This is a genomic window from Belliella alkalica (assembly GCF_022549785.1).
GTDB lineage: Bacteria > Bacteroidota > Bacteroidia > Cytophagales > Cyclobacteriaceae > Belliella > Belliella alkalica.
The window spans coordinates 202,409-220,408 of the sequence record NZ_JAKZGO010000005.1; the positions used below are offsets into that span (position 1 = coordinate 202,409).

Annotated in this window: 17 protein-coding genes; 10 read left to right on the plus strand and 7 right to left on the minus strand. The window is 36.8% G+C overall.

Annotated elements, in window-relative coordinates; translation table 11 throughout:
* Positions 1 to 39 precede the first annotated feature (39 nt).
* Entirely contained in the window at positions 40 to 1,311 is a 1,272-nt protein-coding gene (locus tag MM213_RS08105; protein WP_241411214.1) for an aspartate kinase, read from the plus strand.
* On the opposite strand, the gene MM213_RS08110 is transcribed toward MM213_RS08105, so the two are convergent.
* Positions 1,303 to 2,178, minus strand: coding sequence for a fructosamine kinase family protein (locus MM213_RS08110; protein ID WP_241411216.1), 876 nt, complete (start codon positions 2,176 to 2,178; stop codon positions 1,303 to 1,305). The two genes, MM213_RS08105 and MM213_RS08110, sit on opposite strands and share 9 nt — an antisense overlap.
* Positions 2,171 to 2,656 (minus strand): low molecular weight protein-tyrosine-phosphatase, encoded by a 486-nt coding sequence (locus tag MM213_RS08115; RefSeq protein WP_241411217.1) that lies wholly within the window; start codon positions 2,654 to 2,656, stop codon positions 2,171 to 2,173. Before MM213_RS08115 ends, MM213_RS08110 begins: the two co-directional genes overlap by 8 nt.
* Positions 2,657 to 3,080: 424 nt before the next feature.
* On the opposite strand from MM213_RS08115, the gene MM213_RS08120 reads away from it, so the two are divergent.
* From MM213_RS08120 to MM213_RS08150, 7 genes are all read left to right on the plus strand, one after another.
* The gene (locus tag MM213_RS08120; protein WP_241411218.1) at positions 3,081 to 3,710 is read left to right on the plus strand and encodes a peroxiredoxin; all 630 of its coding nucleotides are present in this window, start codon (positions 3,081 to 3,083) and stop codon (positions 3,708 to 3,710) included.
* A 147-nt stretch (positions 3,711 to 3,857) separates the two neighbouring features.
* A complete protein-coding gene (locus MM213_RS08125; RefSeq protein WP_241411220.1) occupies positions 3,858 to 5,096 on the plus strand; it encodes a 3-deoxy-D-manno-octulosonic acid transferase in 1,239 nt (412 codons plus the stop codon).
* 7 nt (positions 5,097 to 5,103) lie between these two features.
* The gene (rsgA, locus tag MM213_RS08130; protein ID WP_241411222.1) at positions 5,104 to 6,024 is read left to right on the plus strand and encodes a ribosome small subunit-dependent GTPase A; all 921 of its coding nucleotides are present in this window, start codon (positions 5,104 to 5,106) and stop codon (positions 6,022 to 6,024) included.
* Positions 6,025 to 6,119: 95 nt separating this feature from the next.
* A complete protein-coding gene (locus MM213_RS08135; protein ID WP_241411224.1) occupies positions 6,120 to 6,623 on the plus strand; it encodes a phosphoribosyltransferase family protein in 504 nt (167 codons plus the stop codon).
* 7 nt (positions 6,624 to 6,630) lie between these two features.
* Positions 6,631 to 7,452 carry a 3-methyl-2-oxobutanoate hydroxymethyltransferase gene (panB, locus tag MM213_RS08140; protein WP_241411226.1) on the plus strand — a complete coding sequence of 274 codons (822 nt, stop codon included), beginning with the start codon at positions 6,631 to 6,633 and terminating at the stop codon, positions 7,450 to 7,452.
* A 77-nt stretch (positions 7,453 to 7,529) separates the two neighbouring features.
* A complete protein-coding gene (locus tag MM213_RS08145) occupies positions 7,530 to 9,533 on the plus strand; it encodes a tetratricopeptide repeat-containing sensor histidine kinase (protein ID WP_241411228.1) in 2,004 nt (667 codons plus the stop codon).
* 104 nt (positions 9,534 to 9,637) lie between these two features.
* Complete coding sequence (locus tag MM213_RS08150) at positions 9,638 to 10,255, plus strand: response regulator (protein ID WP_241411229.1); 618 nt, start codon at positions 9,638 to 9,640, stop codon at positions 10,253 to 10,255.
* Between the two features lie 5 nt (positions 10,256 to 10,260).
* On the opposite strand, the gene MM213_RS08155 is transcribed toward MM213_RS08150, so the two are convergent.
* From MM213_RS08155 to MM213_RS08165, 3 genes are all read right to left on the minus strand, one after another.
* Positions 10,261 to 11,013, minus strand: coding sequence for a hypothetical protein (locus tag MM213_RS08155; RefSeq protein WP_241411231.1), 753 nt, complete (start codon positions 11,011 to 11,013; stop codon positions 10,261 to 10,263).
* Between the two features lie 67 nt (positions 11,014 to 11,080).
* Positions 11,081 to 12,112 (minus strand): hypothetical protein, encoded by a 1,032-nt coding sequence (locus tag MM213_RS08160; RefSeq protein ID WP_241411233.1) that lies wholly within the window; start codon positions 12,110 to 12,112, stop codon positions 11,081 to 11,083.
* A gap of 120 nt (positions 12,113 to 12,232) precedes the next feature.
* The gene (locus MM213_RS08165) at positions 12,233 to 14,338 is read right to left on the minus strand and encodes a T9SS type A sorting domain-containing protein (protein ID WP_241411235.1); all 2,106 of its coding nucleotides are present in this window, start codon (positions 14,336 to 14,338) and stop codon (positions 12,233 to 12,235) included.
* 78 nt (positions 14,339 to 14,416) lie between these two features.
* On the opposite strand from MM213_RS08165, the gene MM213_RS08170 reads away from it, so the two are divergent.
* On the plus strand, positions 14,417 to 15,715 hold the full coding sequence (locus MM213_RS08170; RefSeq protein WP_241411237.1) for a UDP-N-acetylmuramoyl-tripeptide--D-alanyl-D-alanine ligase: 1,299 nt from the start codon (positions 14,417 to 14,419) through the stop codon (positions 15,713 to 15,715).
* Positions 15,716 to 15,998: 283 nt separating this feature from the next.
* On the plus strand, positions 15,999 to 16,679 hold the full coding sequence (locus tag MM213_RS08175) for a DUF2461 domain-containing protein (RefSeq protein ID WP_241411239.1): 681 nt from the start codon (positions 15,999 to 16,001) through the stop codon (positions 16,677 to 16,679).
* 57 nt (positions 16,680 to 16,736) lie between these two features.
* Here the strand turns inward: MM213_RS08175 and MM213_RS08180 are convergent, their stop codons facing one another.
* Both MM213_RS08180 and MM213_RS08185 read right to left on the minus strand, forming a co-directional pair.
* Positions 16,737 to 17,087, minus strand: coding sequence for a hypothetical protein (locus MM213_RS08180; protein ID WP_241411240.1), 351 nt, complete (start codon positions 17,085 to 17,087; stop codon positions 16,737 to 16,739).
* A 34-nt stretch (positions 17,088 to 17,121) separates the two neighbouring features.
* On the minus strand, positions 17,122 to 17,997 hold the full coding sequence (locus MM213_RS08185; protein WP_241411242.1) for an NAD kinase: 876 nt from the start codon (positions 17,995 to 17,997) through the stop codon (positions 17,122 to 17,124).
* Positions 17,998 to 18,000: the final 3 nt, after the last annotated feature.

Consider the following 18,000-nt stretch of genomic DNA (forward strand, 5'->3'; position numbering starts at 1 on the left):
TGAATAATTTTAACACTTGAAATTACAACTTAAATCCTGATGTCAAAAGTAATTGTATTCAAATTTGGAGGTGCATCAGTAAAAGATGCTGATTCAATCAAAAACCTATTCAGAATTTTATTCAAACGATTGCAAAACCCTACAATAATTGTGGTTTCTGCCATGGGAAAAAGCACAAACGCTTTGGAAGCAATCTTAAACCTAAAAACTCTAAAAAAGGACTATTCTTCAAATATTCATATTTTCGAAGATTTCCACTTAAGCATCTGCCGTGATCTTTTCCCAGAAAACCACCCTATTTTTTCTGAATTAAACCAACAATTTGATTTACTAAAAAACACATTAAATCAAGATTTGATTGAGGAAGATTATGATGAATATTATGACCAAGTAATCTGCTTTGGAGAACTAATCTCTTCATTAATTATTCAAACTTACCTAAGTTTTAGAGGAATCAATTGCACTTGGCAAGATGTAAGAAACTGTATATTAACAAATAGTGACTTTAGATTTGCAAAAGTCGATTGGGAGAATACCAATCAAAATTGTGAAAAAATTCTTAAACCTATTTTGGAAAATCAGAATATTGTGACTCAGGGTTTCATAGGAAGAGATAAGCAGGGCAAAACGACCACACTAGGTAGGGAAGGCTCGGATTTTACTGCATCTATCCTCGCCTCATCTTTGAAAGCAAAAGAAGTTACCATATGGAAAGATGTAGAAGGAGTCTTAAATGCTGATCCAAAAATCTTTGAAAACACAATCAAATTTGAAGAGCTTGATTACAAAGAGGCTGCTGAATTAACTTATTACGGAGCTTCTGTAATTCACCCAAAAACCATTAAACCTTTGGCTAATTCAAACATACCTTTATTTGTTAAGTCATTTTTGAATCCAAATGGAAGTGGAACTATCATTCATAATGTTTCAAAAATCAACCAAACTCCTTGTTTGGTACTGAAAACAGACCAAATTTTAGTGAGTTTTAGAGTTAATGATTTCACATTTATAAATGAATCTCATATACGCCTTATATATACTGTTCTCGAAAAACTAAAGTTAAAAGTAAATCTCCTTCAAACATCTGCAATTAGTATTACTATCGTGATTGACGAACAAAAATTCAAACTTGATAAGTTAATCTATGAATTGGACAGTGATTTTTCGATTAGATACAACAATAAACTAAATCTTCTAACAATCAAGAACCACAATCCTCTTTTAGTAAAGGAAATAACTAATGAAAAAGAAATTATGTTGGAACAATTGACTAGAAACACCTTCCAAATGGTATACAAACCATCATATTAAAAGTTTGTCTACCACTCTTTTAATTCCAATAAAATAACCTTTTCCAAACAGCAGTAAATGTACCAAAAGTGGATATAAATTATAGATATCTTTTCTTTCTTCAAAACCACTTTCCATGGGAAAGACAGAATTATAGGAATCGTAAAATTCCCTATCAAAACCTCCAAACAACAAGCTAAAAGCAATATCCATTTCCCTATGCCCAAAATAAACAGCAGGATCAATCAATGTAGGCTCCCCTAATGAATCAATTATCACATTTCCCGACCAAAGATCTCCATGCAAAAGTGAGGGCCTCTCCTTCGGAAATATATCTTGGAGCTTGGGGTATATTAGTCTGAATTTTTCAAAAAACTCTCTGTCAATAAGTCCATTATAAAAAGCTTCCCCAATCAAAGGCTCCAATCTTTGTTCTATAAAAAATGAGACCCAAGAATCATTCATAGCATTGCTTTGTATTAGAGAAGAAATATAGTTTGAATTGTTCAGTCCAAATTTTGATTGCGAGTGCATATGCAACTGAGCCACGCCAACACCCAGTTTCTCCCAATATTTAGGCGTTCTTGATCTTGAATCTACCCAATCCATCAACAAAAAATTATTTTCATCTACATGTCCAAAATTGATTACGGTCGGAATCGACAAAGGACAACAATCTGAAAGCATCCTTAGACCTTCAGCCTCCATCTCAAAAAAATTTTTGTCTGTTTCAAAATTAAGTTTCAAAAAAAAATGCCCTCTATCAGTTTTGAGCTTAACACCTTGATTTACACCTCCAACAGAAATCAATTGATTTTCTAAAATCAAAACATCACTCCCAAAGCTCAAAAAAAGAATTTTCTCGAAAAGGGTTTTTGAATCAAACATAGGTTTTATGCTCTTCCTTCAAAAACTTTAAAAAGTAGTTGATAGCATCATCCAATATATCATACACATCTTCAAAAGCATCCATCCCACCATAATAAGGGTCTGGAACCTCCATTTGACTTGGGTTTGGTTGAAATTCCCTAATCAAATATACCTGATCATGATTTAGATTACTACTTACTATTAATCTTTCAATATTAGTTTTGTTAGCAGCATCCATAGCTATGAGATAATCAAATTCTCTGATGTCTACCCTATTTATCTGTCTTCCTCTATGATTTATCTTGATCCCTTTATCAGCTGCACACTGAATTGTTCTCTCGTCTGGCAACTCACCGATATGGTAATCAGACGTTCCGCAGCTATCACTGTGAAAGTAATTTGATAGTCCGCTTTCTTTTACTTTTTGGTTGAAAATTGCTTCAGCAAGGGGTGACCTACATATATTTCCTAGACAAACGAATAAAACTTTAACCATTGGGTGCTTAAATCAATACCTGAAATCCAAAATAGAGGTACAAGATAAATAAATTTTAAATAGGATTTCAAACTCTCTGCTCACAAATAAAGAATTTATTAAAAATATCAAAAAATTTTATTTGGCACACATAGAAATCTATGCAATAAATATCAATATAAAACTCATAAACGGAATGATTTGAATTACAATACTCAAATCCCTCAAAATTAACCAAATATGATTTTGTGGTAATTTTGAATTATTTGCAATAATAATTACTTTTGTGTAACAAAAACGAAAAAATTTTGGTTATAAGTTATCGATAATCAAATAGTAATTGAAAAGTTTGACTCAAGATTTGAAAGTATTGCTGAAATGCAATATTGAATGTATAAATCTGGAGAAAAAATCAACATAGCATCACAATAAAAATCATAAAATTATGTCATTAGTAGGAAAAAAAGCACCAATATTTAGTGCTCCAGCAGTAATCAATGGTGAAGAAATAGTTGAAGGATTCTCTTTGGAGCAATTCATTGGCAACAAAGAAGTAATTCTATTCTTTTATCCAAAAGATTTCACATTTGTATGCCCGACTGAGATTTTAGCATTTCAGGAAAAGCTAGCAGAATTCGAAAAAAGAGGAGTTGCAGTAGTAGCAGCATCTACTGATACCGAGGAATCGCATTTAGCGTGGTTAAACACACCAAAAGAACAAGGTGGAATCATGGGAGTAACATATCCTATCGTGGCTGATACTGCAAAAACAATCGCTCATAATTTTGGTGTATTGGCAGGTGAGTGGAATTACAATGAAGAAGGAGAATTGACTTTCGAAGGAATTCCGGTAGCATATAGAGGTACATTCTTGATCGACAAAAACGGTGTCGTAAGACAAGAAACAATCAATGACCTTCCTTTGGGAAGAAGCATCGACGAAACATTGAGACTAGTTGATGCACTTCAGCATGTTGAGAAATTCGGTGAAGTTTGTCCTGCAAACTGGGAAGAAGGAAAAGAAGCAATGACAGCGACTAAAGAAGGTGTTTCTGCTTATTTAACTAACAATTAATCCTTTCCTGAAGGTTAGTCAAAAGAAGCCTCAATCATTCTTTGATTGAGGCTTCTTCATTTAAAAATAATTTATTTTATTTAGCCTCTGATTCAATAAAAAATTACAAAAGTTCATTAAACCAAACTTTAACTATATTTTTGCATCATGAATTTAATTTATAATTTTTCCATGCGATTATTTTATGTGATCGTGAGCCTTTTCAAAAACAGCAGTCCCAAAATCAAACTTTTTGTAGAGGGTAGAAAAAACGTTTTTAACGAACTTCAAAACTTTAAAAACAATAATAAACAAGAAACTGCTTGGTTTCATGTTGCATCGTTAGGAGAATTTGAACAAGCAAAACCTGTCATCAGCCAACTTAAAAAAGCAAAACCTGAGATATTGGTGGTTACTAGTTTTTTCAGTCCTTCTGGGTATGAAAATGCAAAGAAGAAGGCAAATGAAAATATTGACCTAATCATATATTTACCTATTGACACCAAAAAGAATGCGAAGGATTTCATAGAAATATTAAGTCCATCTATGGCATTTTTTGTGAAGTATGACTTATGGGCAAACTACATATTGGAAGCAAAAAGGAAAAAGGTGGCATTGTATCTTTTTTCTGCTTCTATGCGTGAAGACCAAGTATATTTTCAACCATTTGGAGGTTTTTTTAGAAGAATTTTGAAATCTTTTGATTACATATTTACACAAAATGAAAAAAGCATAGACCTTCTCCATCAAATTGGGATGCAGAACTGCACTCTTACAGGAGACACCAGATTTGATAGAGTATCCAAAATCAGTGAGTCACCAAAAGAGTTCTCAGATGTAAAAGAATTTGTCGGAGACGCCAAAACCATAGTCATCGGCTCTGCATGGAAAGAAGATATGGACATGCTAATTCCATTTATAAATCAATCAGAGGGATATCGATTCATTATTGCACCTCACGAGATCAGTGATAGTATTATCGATGAATGGGCAAGCTCCATAGAAAAGAAGTCTGTGAAATATTCAAATCTGAACCAAGATAAGGACGCAGTAGTATTGTTCATTGACAATGTGGGTATGCTTTCATCTTTGTATCAATTTTCTTATATTGCTTACGTGGGTGGAGCTTTTGGAAAAGGCCTTCACAACATTCTTGAACCTTTGGCATTTGGCATACCTGTAGTATTTGGAAAAGTAAGGAAACCAAAAAGATTCCCCGAAGCAAAAATAAGCATTGAATATGGCGCTAGTTGTTCAGTTGTCAATTATGAAGAGTTAAAAACCATATTTGAAGAGTTGGAAAACCCTGCATTATATAGCCAAGCATGTGCAGCAGCAGTAAAGCTTGTAAAGGAAAATCAAGGGAGTTCCAAAAAAATAATTGCCCAAGTATTGGGTACTAAATAATCATTAAATGCACGGCAGGGTAATCAAATCCACTGGAAGCTGGTATCTCGTACAAACTGAAGCTGGGCTTGTCAAATCTCGTCTCAGAGGAAAATTCAAGCAGGATAACCTCAAACTAACGAACCCCATTGCTGTGGGCGATTATGTCACAGTTGCCAAAGAAGAAGGACAACCTACTTGGACCATAGATGAAATTCTCCCAAGAGAAAATTATATCATCAGAAAATCAACAAGAAAAAGCCACTTTTCACACATCATCGCATCAAACATTGACCAAGCTTTTTTGATCATTACTTTAAAAAACCCTCGGACTTCACTTGGTTTTATTGATAGATTCTTGGTGAGTACAGAGAGCTTTCGAATTCCAGCGACCATTATTGTCAACAAAATGGATTTGGAATACAAAAGCAAGGACATGGATTACCTTCAAGATATCCACGATATATACGAATACCTTGGATATGATGTATTAGAGATTTCTGCTTTGAGCGAGTCTGATCTCAAAGATCAATTTTTACCCTTGCTCCAAGGAAAAACAACCCTACTTTCCGGACATTCGGGAGTGGGCAAATCCACTTTGTTGAACAAAATCATTCCTGAAGCGGATCAGTTTACACAAGAAATCTCAAAATTCAGCTCCAAAGGGGTACACACGACCACATTTGCAGAAATGTTTGATATCGAAGGTGGTTATTTGATTGATACTCCCGGGATCAAAGAATTTGGGATTTTGGATGTCAGTGATTATGAACTGTCACATTATTTTCCAGAAATGCGAAAGTATCTCGGCCAATGCAAATACAACAATTGTAAACACATCAACGAGCCAGGCTGTACAGTATTGAAAAAGCTGGAAGAAGGCCACATCCACCCCTATCGCTATGACAGCTATATCAATATCCTCAACGAAGAAGATGATCACCGCTAAAATATGTGATATAAATATCACTACTGATCATAAAATAATTTGAATCCAAAATCATTTGCCGTAATTTTCCTCTTTAGAAAATTGAATCCAATCAAATGAGCAACACTAAATCAATGGTATTGAATCATCGTCAGATCCAGCAAAAAATCACCAGGATGGCATACGAGATTTATGAAAGAAATGCTTCAGAAAACGAGGTTGTTTTTGCAGGTATTTCTGGAATGGGAAAAATATTCGCTGATTTGTTAGCTGATAAGTTGAAAAAGATTTCACCAATATCAGTAGACTCTATAGAAGTGGTTGTAGATAAAAAGACCATCGTACAAGGGGACGTTTCTTTATCACAAAATACTGCTTTGGATAACAAATGCCTTATACTGGTAGATGATGTGCTCAATACAGGAAAGACACTTGCTTATGCACTAAAGCCATTCTTAGAGATACCTATCAAAAAAATGGAACTTGCTGTATTGGTAAATAGAAGCCATAAGCTTTTCCCCGTTTCTCCAGACTATACTGGCTTAGAACTCTCTACTACCCTTAACGAACACATTACTGTCAATCTGGAATCCGAAGACTATTCTGTCCATCTACACTAAACCCTTTATGTCCGTACACCAATCTTCAAATATCAAAAGAATCACCACGCACACTCTGCAAGAAATGAAATCACGTGGCGAGAAAATATCCATGCTCACGGCTTATGATTTTTCAATGGCAGCCATTGTAGATGGTGCAGGAATAGACATTATCCTTGTTGGAGATTCCGCTTCAAATGTCATGGCCGGTCATGAAACCACATTGCCCATCACAATGGATCAGATGATTTACCACGCAAGTTCTGTAGTAAGAGGTGTAAAAAGGGCATTTGTAGTTGTAGATATTCCATTCGGTTCTTATCAGGGAAATAGCTCTGAAGCACTCCGCTCAGCTATCCGAATCATGAAAGAGTCAGGAGCACACGCAGTGAAAGTCGAAGGTGGTTCAGAAATCAAAGAATCTATAACAAGGATTTTGAGCGCGGGAGTCCCTGTGATGGGGCATTTAGGCTTGACACCTCAATCGATATACAAATTCGGCACTTACACCGTCAGGGCCAAAGAAGAAGAGGAAGCCAATAAGCTGCTCGAAGATGCCAAAATACTGGAAGAGACAGGGTGCTTTGCGCTAGTTCTTGAAAAAATCCCAGCCAAACTAGCAAAGAAAGTCGCAGAAACAGTCAGCATTCCTGTAATCGGCATTGGTGCAGGAGGAGATGTAGATGGACAGGTATTGGTCGTTCATGACATGCTAGGCATCACACAGGAGTTCAAACCAAGATTCCTGAGACAATATGCCGACTTACAAAATATCATGACAAAAGCTGTTCAAGATTATATCAGCGATGTCAAGTCCAAAGATTTCCCAAATGAAAGCGAGAGCTACTGATTTAAAAATTATATTCTTTTTTTAAAACAAATTTTATTAATTTATATTGCCTATGCACATCTATAAGCAATATAATAATGAAAAACTTCACACATGTCACGAAGGTTTTGTTTCTATTTTTCGTCCTAATATGCTTCAAAGGAAATGGGCAAAATCAAGCCATCTTAGATAGCCTTGACAAAGTCATCAAAAACACTACCGTAGATAGCATCAGAGCAGAAGCTTTGATGGATTTGGCTTGGCAAAAGATGTATTCTGACAATCCAGCTTCTCTTGCCTTAGCCCATCAGGGCATTAGAGAACTCGAAAAAGTCAACAACCTAAGAATCATTGGATATGCCTATACGGTGATGGGAGTGGTACATTGGGTAGGTGCTTCTTATGATTCTGCCTCCTATTATTTGAACAAATCTGCCGAAGCATATCTTGAAAAAGGAGACCTGAGAGGAGTATCTGCGGTATATAACAACCTCTCCATGGTCTATCAAAACAAAAGTGACTATACCAAAGCACTTATGTTTGCTACAAATGCATTGGAAACATCCGAGAAAATTGGTGATGATAAGATGATTGGCAACTCACTATTCTCGGTAGGAAACATACACTACTTACTCAAAGACAATCCAAAAGCCCTGAAATACTACCAAAAAGCTTTGTCCAAAAAAAATAAAGCAAATGACCAACATAATCTTCAAAAGTTGTATTTAAATCTCGGATCCACTTTTCATAATTTAAAAGAACTTGACTCTGCTACTTATTATTATTCACAATGCGTGTTACTGTCAGAAAACCTCGGTGATTTCAAGGCACTTGCGATAGCCTCCACAAATCTAGGTAACTTAGCGATGGACCAAAGTAAACCTAAGCTAGCACTTGATCACTATAACAAATCACAGACGATCTATCATTCCAAATTAAAAAATGATTATGACTTCAGCGTCTTGCTTCATTCTATGGCCAAAGCACAATTGCAGTTAGGGAATCATGTCTTAGCAGAAGAATTTGGAAGAAAATCTTTGACTTTGTCTGAAAAACTCAATGACAATACAAGACTATTGTCAGCCCACTCGGTTCTTGCTGATGTGTTCCAAGAAAAAGGTGACTTCAAAAATGCATTCCTATCCTACAAACAAGCTCAAGCTTACAAGGATAGCATCTTCAACATTGAAAAATCCACCGCAATCGCGGACATAGAAACCAAATATGAAACGGAGAAAAAAGAAGCTCAAATAGTGCTTCAGGCAGCTGAGTTAGCTCAACAAAAAGCTAGTATTCAAAGAAATTTAATCCTTATTTTTTCCTTGTTGATTATTCTTTTCCTAGCATCTGTACTTTTCATCCTGAACCAAAATAGACAGAAAAAAGCTAGAAAACTGCTTCTTCAAGAAAAAGAAATTGAAATCAAGGAAGCTTATATCAATGCTGTACTTGAATCTCAAGAAAATGAAAGAAAGCGTTTTGCGCAGGACTTACATGACGGATTTGGACAATTGATCTCTGCATTGAGACTTAATATTTCAAATCTGAATAATGATTCAAAAAACCTCGAAGATAGAACTGACATTGTGGATAAAAGTGAATTGATCCTCAAAGAAATGCATACTGAAATCCGTAACATTGCCTTCAACCTCATGCCTGCCACCCTGATACAATATGGACTCAAAGAAGCAGTCAATGAATTTGCTCATCGCATCAATAGTACTGGAAAAATTCAAATCATAGTTGATACACAGGAGATGTCTACTAGGCTAAAAGAAATTCAAGAAATCTCACTTTATCGTGTTATCCAAGAGTGGGTCAATAATGTAATCAAATACGCAAATGCCCACAAAATAACAATACAGTTTGTCCAACATGATAGCGAACTCAATTTATTAATTGAGGATGATGGAGCAGGCTTTGATGTCAATAGTCTTCACAATAGCTCAGGAAATGGCTGGAGAAATATTCAATCAAGGCTTAAAAGAATCAATGCAGATTTTGAAATAGATAGTCATCCAGATAGAAAAGGAAGTAGCTTGATTATCGATCTTCCGATAGATAAGCTCACTATTGCCAAAGAAGCCGGCATAATGGTATAATATACCCACTACTACGGATTTTCTCACGTTGAGATAGCTAGTAACTTGCAGGCATGTTTGCAATGTTGCGTCAGTTTCTGAAACTTAAAATAAAAACTCAGACCATGAAAATATTTCTGGTGGACGACCACGCTATCCTTTTGGATGGAATCAAAAGTATACTCGAAAGAGAACCCGCTCTTAAAGTTATCGGTGAAGCCAATACCGCAGAAATTGCCTTAGAATTCATCAAACAGAATGAAGTTGAGTTGTTGATCACAGACTTTAATTTACCTGAAATGGATGGGCTAGCCTTGGTGAGGCTGGTAAAAAAAATTAGCCCAAAAACTAAAATTATCATGCTTAGCATGCATGATGAAGTACACTTGGTCAAAGAAATCCTCAAAGAAGGGATAGATGGATATATTCTCAAAAACGACAGCCACAAAGAATTGCTATCAGCCATAACTGCTGTCAATGCTGGAAAAATTTACCTAAGTAATGATATCAATAAAATCATCATCAATAGCTTACAATTCCCAGATGAAGAACGAATGCTCACTGATAGAGAAAGGGAAATACTCAAGCTCATTGCCAAGGAGTTTTCCAACCGGGATATCGCAGATCAACTTTTCATCTCAGAACGTACAGTAGAGACCCATAGAAAAAATATTTTCCGTAAGACCAAGACAAACTCCCTCGTAGGCTTAATTAAGTTCGCTTACGCAAATAATTTAATCTGATATCCCTACTTCTTAAATCGAAACCCTGCTTTCAGCTCAATCCGCTGTCCTCTAAAAGGATCATCTCCTCGATTGAAAAAAGTGACGTACTCCAAGCCTACAAATACCTTAGAATTGGTGCGCAACTCCAGCATAGTATTGGAAATCAAAGGGGCAGGATATACACCAAAACCGTCTCCATCTGCCAAATATTGACCATAAGCTAGACTACTTTCAAAATGAACTACCATTGCACCAGGCAATAAATAATCCACCATCACTACTGGTCCTATACCAGCATAGAAACCGTGTGGATTATAATACACATCAGGGGCAAGACTATAATCCAAGTAATAATCTCCAATATGCCCTCCAACTGCAACGGCTAGTTCATCGTTAATCTTGACATTCTTGGCGATATTCCACCAGCCTATGAAATTATGAATCCAAGTTGCATTAGGCCTGTATTTGTAGTAAGGCATCTCTCCTGTAAACACCAGCTGAATTCCAGAACCTATAAAATCCCCCGGCAACTTGTTCCTATATGACCAGCTCCATGCCCCTGCTGACAGATTCATTTTTACAAAATCAAATTCAGGAAAAAAGTATGTAGTCCCCAATTGGTTTGATTTATCTGCTGGATTGGTGAGGTTAAGATACTTGTAAGATATCCCCATGGTCCTTATGCCATTATACTTCACATTATCCCAGTTTGTCGATTGTGCAAATCCAACTAGGGCTGGAAAGGTAATAATGATCGAAATTAGAAGTTTCTTCATAGCAAATTGAGAATTGGTTTAAAAAGAAAAGCCAAGGCGCTCACCTTGGCTCCGGTCAGTAAATGGATTACTTCCCTTTGGCCCCAACGACCAAGGCTTTGGCAAACTCCTTTGAGTATTGGGTAAAAAGGTCTTTAGAGGCAGCGATATAATCTTCTTTGGAAATCTCTATGATTCTTGGATCGAAATCTACACTAGGTACACTAATCGCAAAAAACTTCTTGAATAGACTGGCGGCTTTTTCCTTATCTGAGTAAATGTTGGCATTATACTCCTTGCCTGAAATAAACTCTGAGTTAAGACTAGCAGGGGCTGAGTTTGGCCCTCCCTTCGGAGTTATAAAATCCATTGTATTGTAAGTTATTCGCATCTTTGGAAGTATTTTCATCTCCGCTGTCGTGGTTTTACCTTTGACTCCTGCGTCTAATTTCACATCTAATTCCACCGTAGAAAAATCTATTGTCAGATTTTGCAATATCATTCCCGCGTTTGTTTCAGCATGGATTTTCTTCAACATGCCATAAAAAGCTGGCCCTCCACCTTTCATCACTGATTTTTCGTCAAACATAAACAAAGTGTTCTCTGGGTATACTTTGATGGTACCAAACCCTACATCACTTGGGTCTGCTTTGCTTTGCTTTCTGTCAGTTTTATCAGAATACTTGTCTTTAATTTTTTGATAACTATCAAGTTTATCTACATCCTCCATCGGCAAAACTTTGAATCCAGCTTTCGCAATTTCATCCTCTAGAATCTTATGAAAGTCATTGGCTAATGACTGAAAATCTGCAAGCTCCATTCCAGCATCCAAAATAGTAGTCACCCTTGCTGAGCTAGACTGTCTTCCACCATATTGCCCACCCTTACTATGAGCAGCCATGTTATTGGCAAAAGCACTGAGTTTTGACTCTTTCTCCACCTCTTTGGTTTCTACATAAGTTTCAAACCCAATTTGCATTTGGGGTATATAAAAGGAGTCTTGATTTTTCAATGACTTGTTGTAGAAACCTTTCGTTCCAAAGCCATTGAACATTTCTTGAGCTAATAGCGATCCAGCTGTTAATGTCAGTATCGCAGCGGATAAGATGATCTTTTTCATGATTGAATTGGTTTTCGTTGGGACTAAAATCTATACCCAAAGCTCCGAAAACACCCTCCATCAAAACATACCCTATTTATTGTAATTTTATATACCCACTAGCACGGACAAACCTAAAAATCAGGGCCTAACTACCACTCTACGGCTATGACTCTGTCCATTCTCCAATTGAAATCGCAAAATATAAATCCCAGGAGCCAACTGATCAAACTGTAACTCAAGGACCGAATTTACTCTAACCTCCAGATCTTCACGTAAGATTTGACCAAGGCTACTAATGATACTAAGGCTAGCATTTTGGTTTGTCAACACGCTGATTGGGCCATTGCTCGGATTTGGATAAATCTTCACCAAAAACTTCTCTCCATCAGAACCTCCTTCTGTATCCATAGACTTCAAATATTGAATCCCTCCAGCAGTATTTCCTATAATTAAATCATATTGAGCAGTAAACGGACTTTCAACATGGCTTATCCAAGTATTTCTACCAAACTTGGTTTCCAATAAGCTATCATTGATCTGAATGCCAACAACTTCTCGAATATCACTATTCATAAAATCTACCAAGAAAAATAACATCCCTCTTTGATCAATGGCATAAAGGCTTGGTGATTGGTTGGGAATCACATGAACATTGAGATTCCTTGCTGCTGGACTATCCTGAAAACCTAAGAAATTTCTCTCCAACAATGTCAATTGAGGAGAATTTGAGAAATTCACTTCAAAAAGCACCAACTCCCCTGTCTGCCTTGCCATCAATAAATAGTCTCTATTTTGGTACGAAAAAAACTCAAAATGATCCAAAGGTCTGCCGGTAATCCCTGGGATTGACACCTCATTCAAATCTTGAAACCTATTGCTTGATGACCAGAATAGTTTCTTCTGAAGGGACAAATTTACGGTATCAGTGCCTGCAAGCCAGTAGCTAGTTCGATTTTGAGCATTTACATATTCGATATATTGAAGATCAGTCAAACCCAGACTTGGTAATTCCAGATAATTCTCATCTAAAATCTCCCAAGAATCCAAGGACGTGTTTATAGTGATTGCCCTTCCCACAACCCTGTTCCCAATCAAAGAATTTGCTGTCAAAATTAGTGTGCCTTCATTTTGGTTTCCTTTGAAAAAAGGGTGTGTGTTCTCTCCAAAATCCAATATTTGGTTTTGAAGAAATGGTGATTGCTCTCCTCCAGATAGTGGAATTGAGAAAATATTTTGAGCATAGTCAGCTCTAAATGGTCCGGCAATTGAAGAAGAGTTCGTACTGACTACCAAATTATCCTGAAAAATCTGTGCTGCATGAAAAATCGGAAACTGCGGCAAATCTCCAATACCTGACAATGAAGTGGAAAACTCGTCAAAAATCGGAATCGCATTTGTTCCCCTATTTGGGAGAAAATACAAAACATCACATTCATCTTGACCCATCAAAAGATCAAATATCCCATCTCCATCAAAATCTGCATATAGAATAGAATGTCCCCCGGCATGTTCAATTCTTTTATTTTCATTATCCAGCACTCTCCCCATAGGAAAACCCGCACAAGTCACCCCAAAACTAAAACTCCCACAATCACAAAACTCAAAACCACCCCATCTAGCTTCAGGGAATGCAAAACCATCTATATCAGGCACCCCTTTTCTTTCTACAGAGGTATTTTTATAGAACTCCAAAAAATCTCCCGATGCAAAGTTGAAAGTAGCTATATCCAAATCCCCATCTCCATCTACATCCATGATCAATGGAATATCCAAGTTGTTGGCTTGCAAATTGGAATTATTGTCTAGTCTTAGGAAATTTTGCGCCAGCTCCCAAGTTGGAACCCCCGCACTTGCAGGGCTCACATTTCTATAAGCTCTAATCCCAAAAGGACTGCTTGTAAACAGATCCTTTTTCCCGTCACCATCAAAATCTGCCAAAACCAAGAAGCCATTGACATCAGAAGGGAAAAAATATGACATCTCAGGAAGATGAATATATGAATTTCCTGAAATTTTGAATACAGATATTTGCCTTGCATTGATATCCCAAATCACCAATTCCTCTATGCCATCACCATCCACATCCATTGTCTGAATCTGGGCAGCATTCATGCCTCCCGCAAAAGGAATACTCAAATTCTCCCCACCCTGCGATACCGCAATGTTTTGGTGATAGCGAAAAGCCGTTTGAGCGAAGCTTAAGCTTGAAATTAGGAGAAGAAAAAAAGTAAAATACTTGATCATGGATATAAATAACGACAGAATTTTGATAAAGATGTTTCGAATATCTTAATTTTAAACTTTAATTGTAAAAAATAAATAATGAACACCGAACTTCTCTACAAACACTTCCTACAATCCACAGGAGTCAGTACTGACACTAGAAAAATTGGTCTGGGGAATATATTTTTTGCGCTCAAAGGCCCAAATTTCAATGCCAATTCTTTTGCTGCCCAAGCCTTGGAAATTGGAGCATCATTGGTTGTTGTGGATGAAAAAGAAGTTATTCCTGAAAATGGCGAGCAGTATTTCTTGGTAAATGATGTACTGTCAGCACTTCAAAAATTGGCAAATCATCATAGAAGACAGTTGCAGATTCCCATCATTGGGCTGACAGGAAGTAATGGAAAAACTACTTCAAAGGAATTACTCCATGCTGTATTGAATCAAAAATTCAAGACTTCAGCTACGATTGGCAACCTCAACAACCATATTGGTGTACCATTGACTTTGCTGGCTATAGGAAGTGATATAGAGATCGCCATTGTAGAAATGGGTGCCAATAAGCAGGGTGATATCAAAGAGCTTTGTGATATTGCGGAGCCAACACATGGTTTTATCACGAATATTGGCAGGGCACATTTGGAAGGAATGGGCGGCGTTGAAGGTGTATTGAAAACAAAAACGGAGCTTTTCCAACATCTTAGGGAAAATAAGGGAACAGTCTTTATTAATTCCCATGACCCAATTTTGTCGAACATGGCCAAAAGATTCGACAAACCGATTCTATATCCAGCCAATGGAGATTTTTGTGAAGTTGAGTTTGTGGATGCCAACCCTTTTGTAAGATTCAAAGTTGAAGGAATTGAAGAAACACATCTCAGCTCTATGATCGGCGCCTATAACTTTGGAAATATAGCGACAGCAATTACTCTAGGGAAGTTTTTTGGTGTTTCTATAGAAAAAGCTGTTCAGGCTATCGTGGATTACAAACCATCCAATATGCGTTCACAGTTATTGGAAAAGAGAAGCAACCTGATCATCCTTGATGCCTACAACGCCAATCCATCAAGTATGGAAGTGGCCATCAAGACTTTTGGGGAGATGACAGGAAAAAAACATAAAATGATCATCTTAGGTGATATGTATGAACTTGGTGACAGCACTGAAGCAGAACACCAGAAACTTGGAGAATTGGTCGCCGAATATGACTTTGACAAAATCTGTTTTGCAGGAAAACATACACAAGCGGCTTTGGCCAAGGCGCCAATGAAAGCATTGTATTTCCCCGATCCTTTTTCATTCAGAAACTGGTTACAGGACTCTAAGCTAGAAGACCATCTGATTTTGATCAAAGGAAGTAGAGGGATGAAGTTGGAAGGATTAGTGGATTTTATATAATACAAATGATGATATTAGACCACCTTGTTCCGTGTCCACTCAGAACAACTCTGTATAAAACAACACCTTGTCCTGTGTCCCCACAGAACAATCCTGTTTAAACAATTAGCCATCTTAGAGATTTTAGCATTTCCCTTAGTCTGTGTCCCACAAACAAATTTATCTAAAATGGACAATTCTGATACAGCTTCTGAGTTTTAGATCAAAAAAAGAGATTAATCCGTTGTTAACGTTAACAATCTTAAAGATTCGTAGTTTTTAACTAACCTTCAAAAGTAAAAAAATGCCTACACCATACCTCGATTTTCTGAAAGACTTATCTGCAAACAACTCCAAAGAATGGATGGATGCTAACCGTGACCAATATCTTAGCATAAAAGAAGCTTTTCTGGGAGATGTGGCAGTACTTCTAGAAGGGGTTACAGCTTGGGAACCTGCATTAGCTGCATTCAAACCAAAAGATTGTGTTTTCAGACAGAACAGAGACATTCGCTTTTCTGCAAACAAAGCCCCATATAAAACCAATTTTGCAGCATACTTTTCTACAGGAGGAAAAAAATCCAATGGCCCCGGATATTACTTGCATATCCAGCCTGGAGAAAGTTTTATAGCTGGAGGAATCTGGATGCCACCAGCTGACATACTAAAAAAAATCCGTCAGGAGATTGATTACTCTGGACAAGAATTGTTGAATATCTTAAATGAAAAAACTTTCAAGAATCATTTTTCAGGTATCGAAGGCGAACAGCTCAAAACCAGTCCAAGAGATTACGATGCTGAGCATCCATTTATCGATTTGCTGAGATACAAAAGCTTTATTGTTTCCACTCCATTGGCTGACAAGGACATTCTTTCAGGAGACTTCAAAGCCAAAACCTTAGAATCCTTTCGCCTAATGAAACCCTTCCATGATTTCCTCCACAAAGCAGCAGATGAATCTGAAAGTGGGGAAGGGTTGATATAAAAAGAACATCTCTCAAGCAGAGATCTCTTCTTGAGGGATGTTTGTTGTTTTGTTTTTTCACCTCTGAATATAATACTTAGCTTTCACTTTAACCCTTCCTGTACTAGATACAACCGGAACTACCTCCAGTTCAAAACGATTAAAATAAAAATCGCTTTCATGAAGGGTTACTTTTTCAGTATTGGAATCAATTTTCTTACCATTCATTTCTACCTCACCTGATATTTCACAGAAAGCAATAACCTGAATCTTATACACTGTCTCGTCCTCTTTTATATCAACATCTAGGCTATACGCTTTTTCTGCTTTCAAACCATCCAATTCACTTTTTCTTGAAACCAAAGGAAGACAAGCTGTGACCAAGAAAAAGAATAAGAGAATGTAGGTAATTATTGTTGGATTTTTCATTCTTAGAAAAAACATTGTCTATCAAATCAATCCCTTAATTCCTCATATCAAACCCCCAATTCAATTTTTGTCTTAGTGTATCAAAGAAATGGTAATCATGAAATTTGACAAGATTGGCTGCAAAGCTTGCTTTTTTGACTTTCAATTCGTCAGTAGCGTCGATGGTAGTTGATCTAGAATCCAGAGATACGAGAAATTTCTCACCTCGTCCTTCTATTTTGAAGCACATTTCACTTTCATCAGAAATTATTATAGGTCTGACATTCAAATTGTGGGGACTGACCGGCGTAATCACAAAATTTCTTGCACCCGGCGTAATCAAAGGGCCTCCACAACTCAAAGAATATCCTGTAGAACCTGTGGGAGTGGCTACAATCAGACCATCAGCCCAATAACTATTCAGGTACTGTCCATCAATATAAGTATGGATTGTGATCATAGAGGATGTATCTCTTTTATGAATAGTGAACTCATTCAAGCCGAAATTCATCCCGTTAAAAATCTGTTTCTCAGTATTTACACATACTAAAGCTCTTTTCTCTACAGAGAACTCCCCAGCTATCAATTGCTCAATTGCCGCATTTATATTTTGTTTGGCTACAGTCGCCAGAAAGCCCAATCTTCCTGAATTGATCCCAACTATCGGTATTTCATGATCACCCACCAAGCAAACTGTATCCAATAGGGTGCCATCTCCACCTACTGATAAAACAAAATCCATTTGTTTTACGAGAGCCTTTGGATTTAAAGGCTCATAACCATCTATTTTTAGATTATTTTTTTTGAGAGATCGCGAAAATGCTTCTGTAAAAAAAATCCTTATATCATGGGATTTCAAACTAGCAATCAATTGCTCTATATGTGGTACAAATTCTTTGGGAAATCCTATCCCATGAATTGCGATATTCATTTA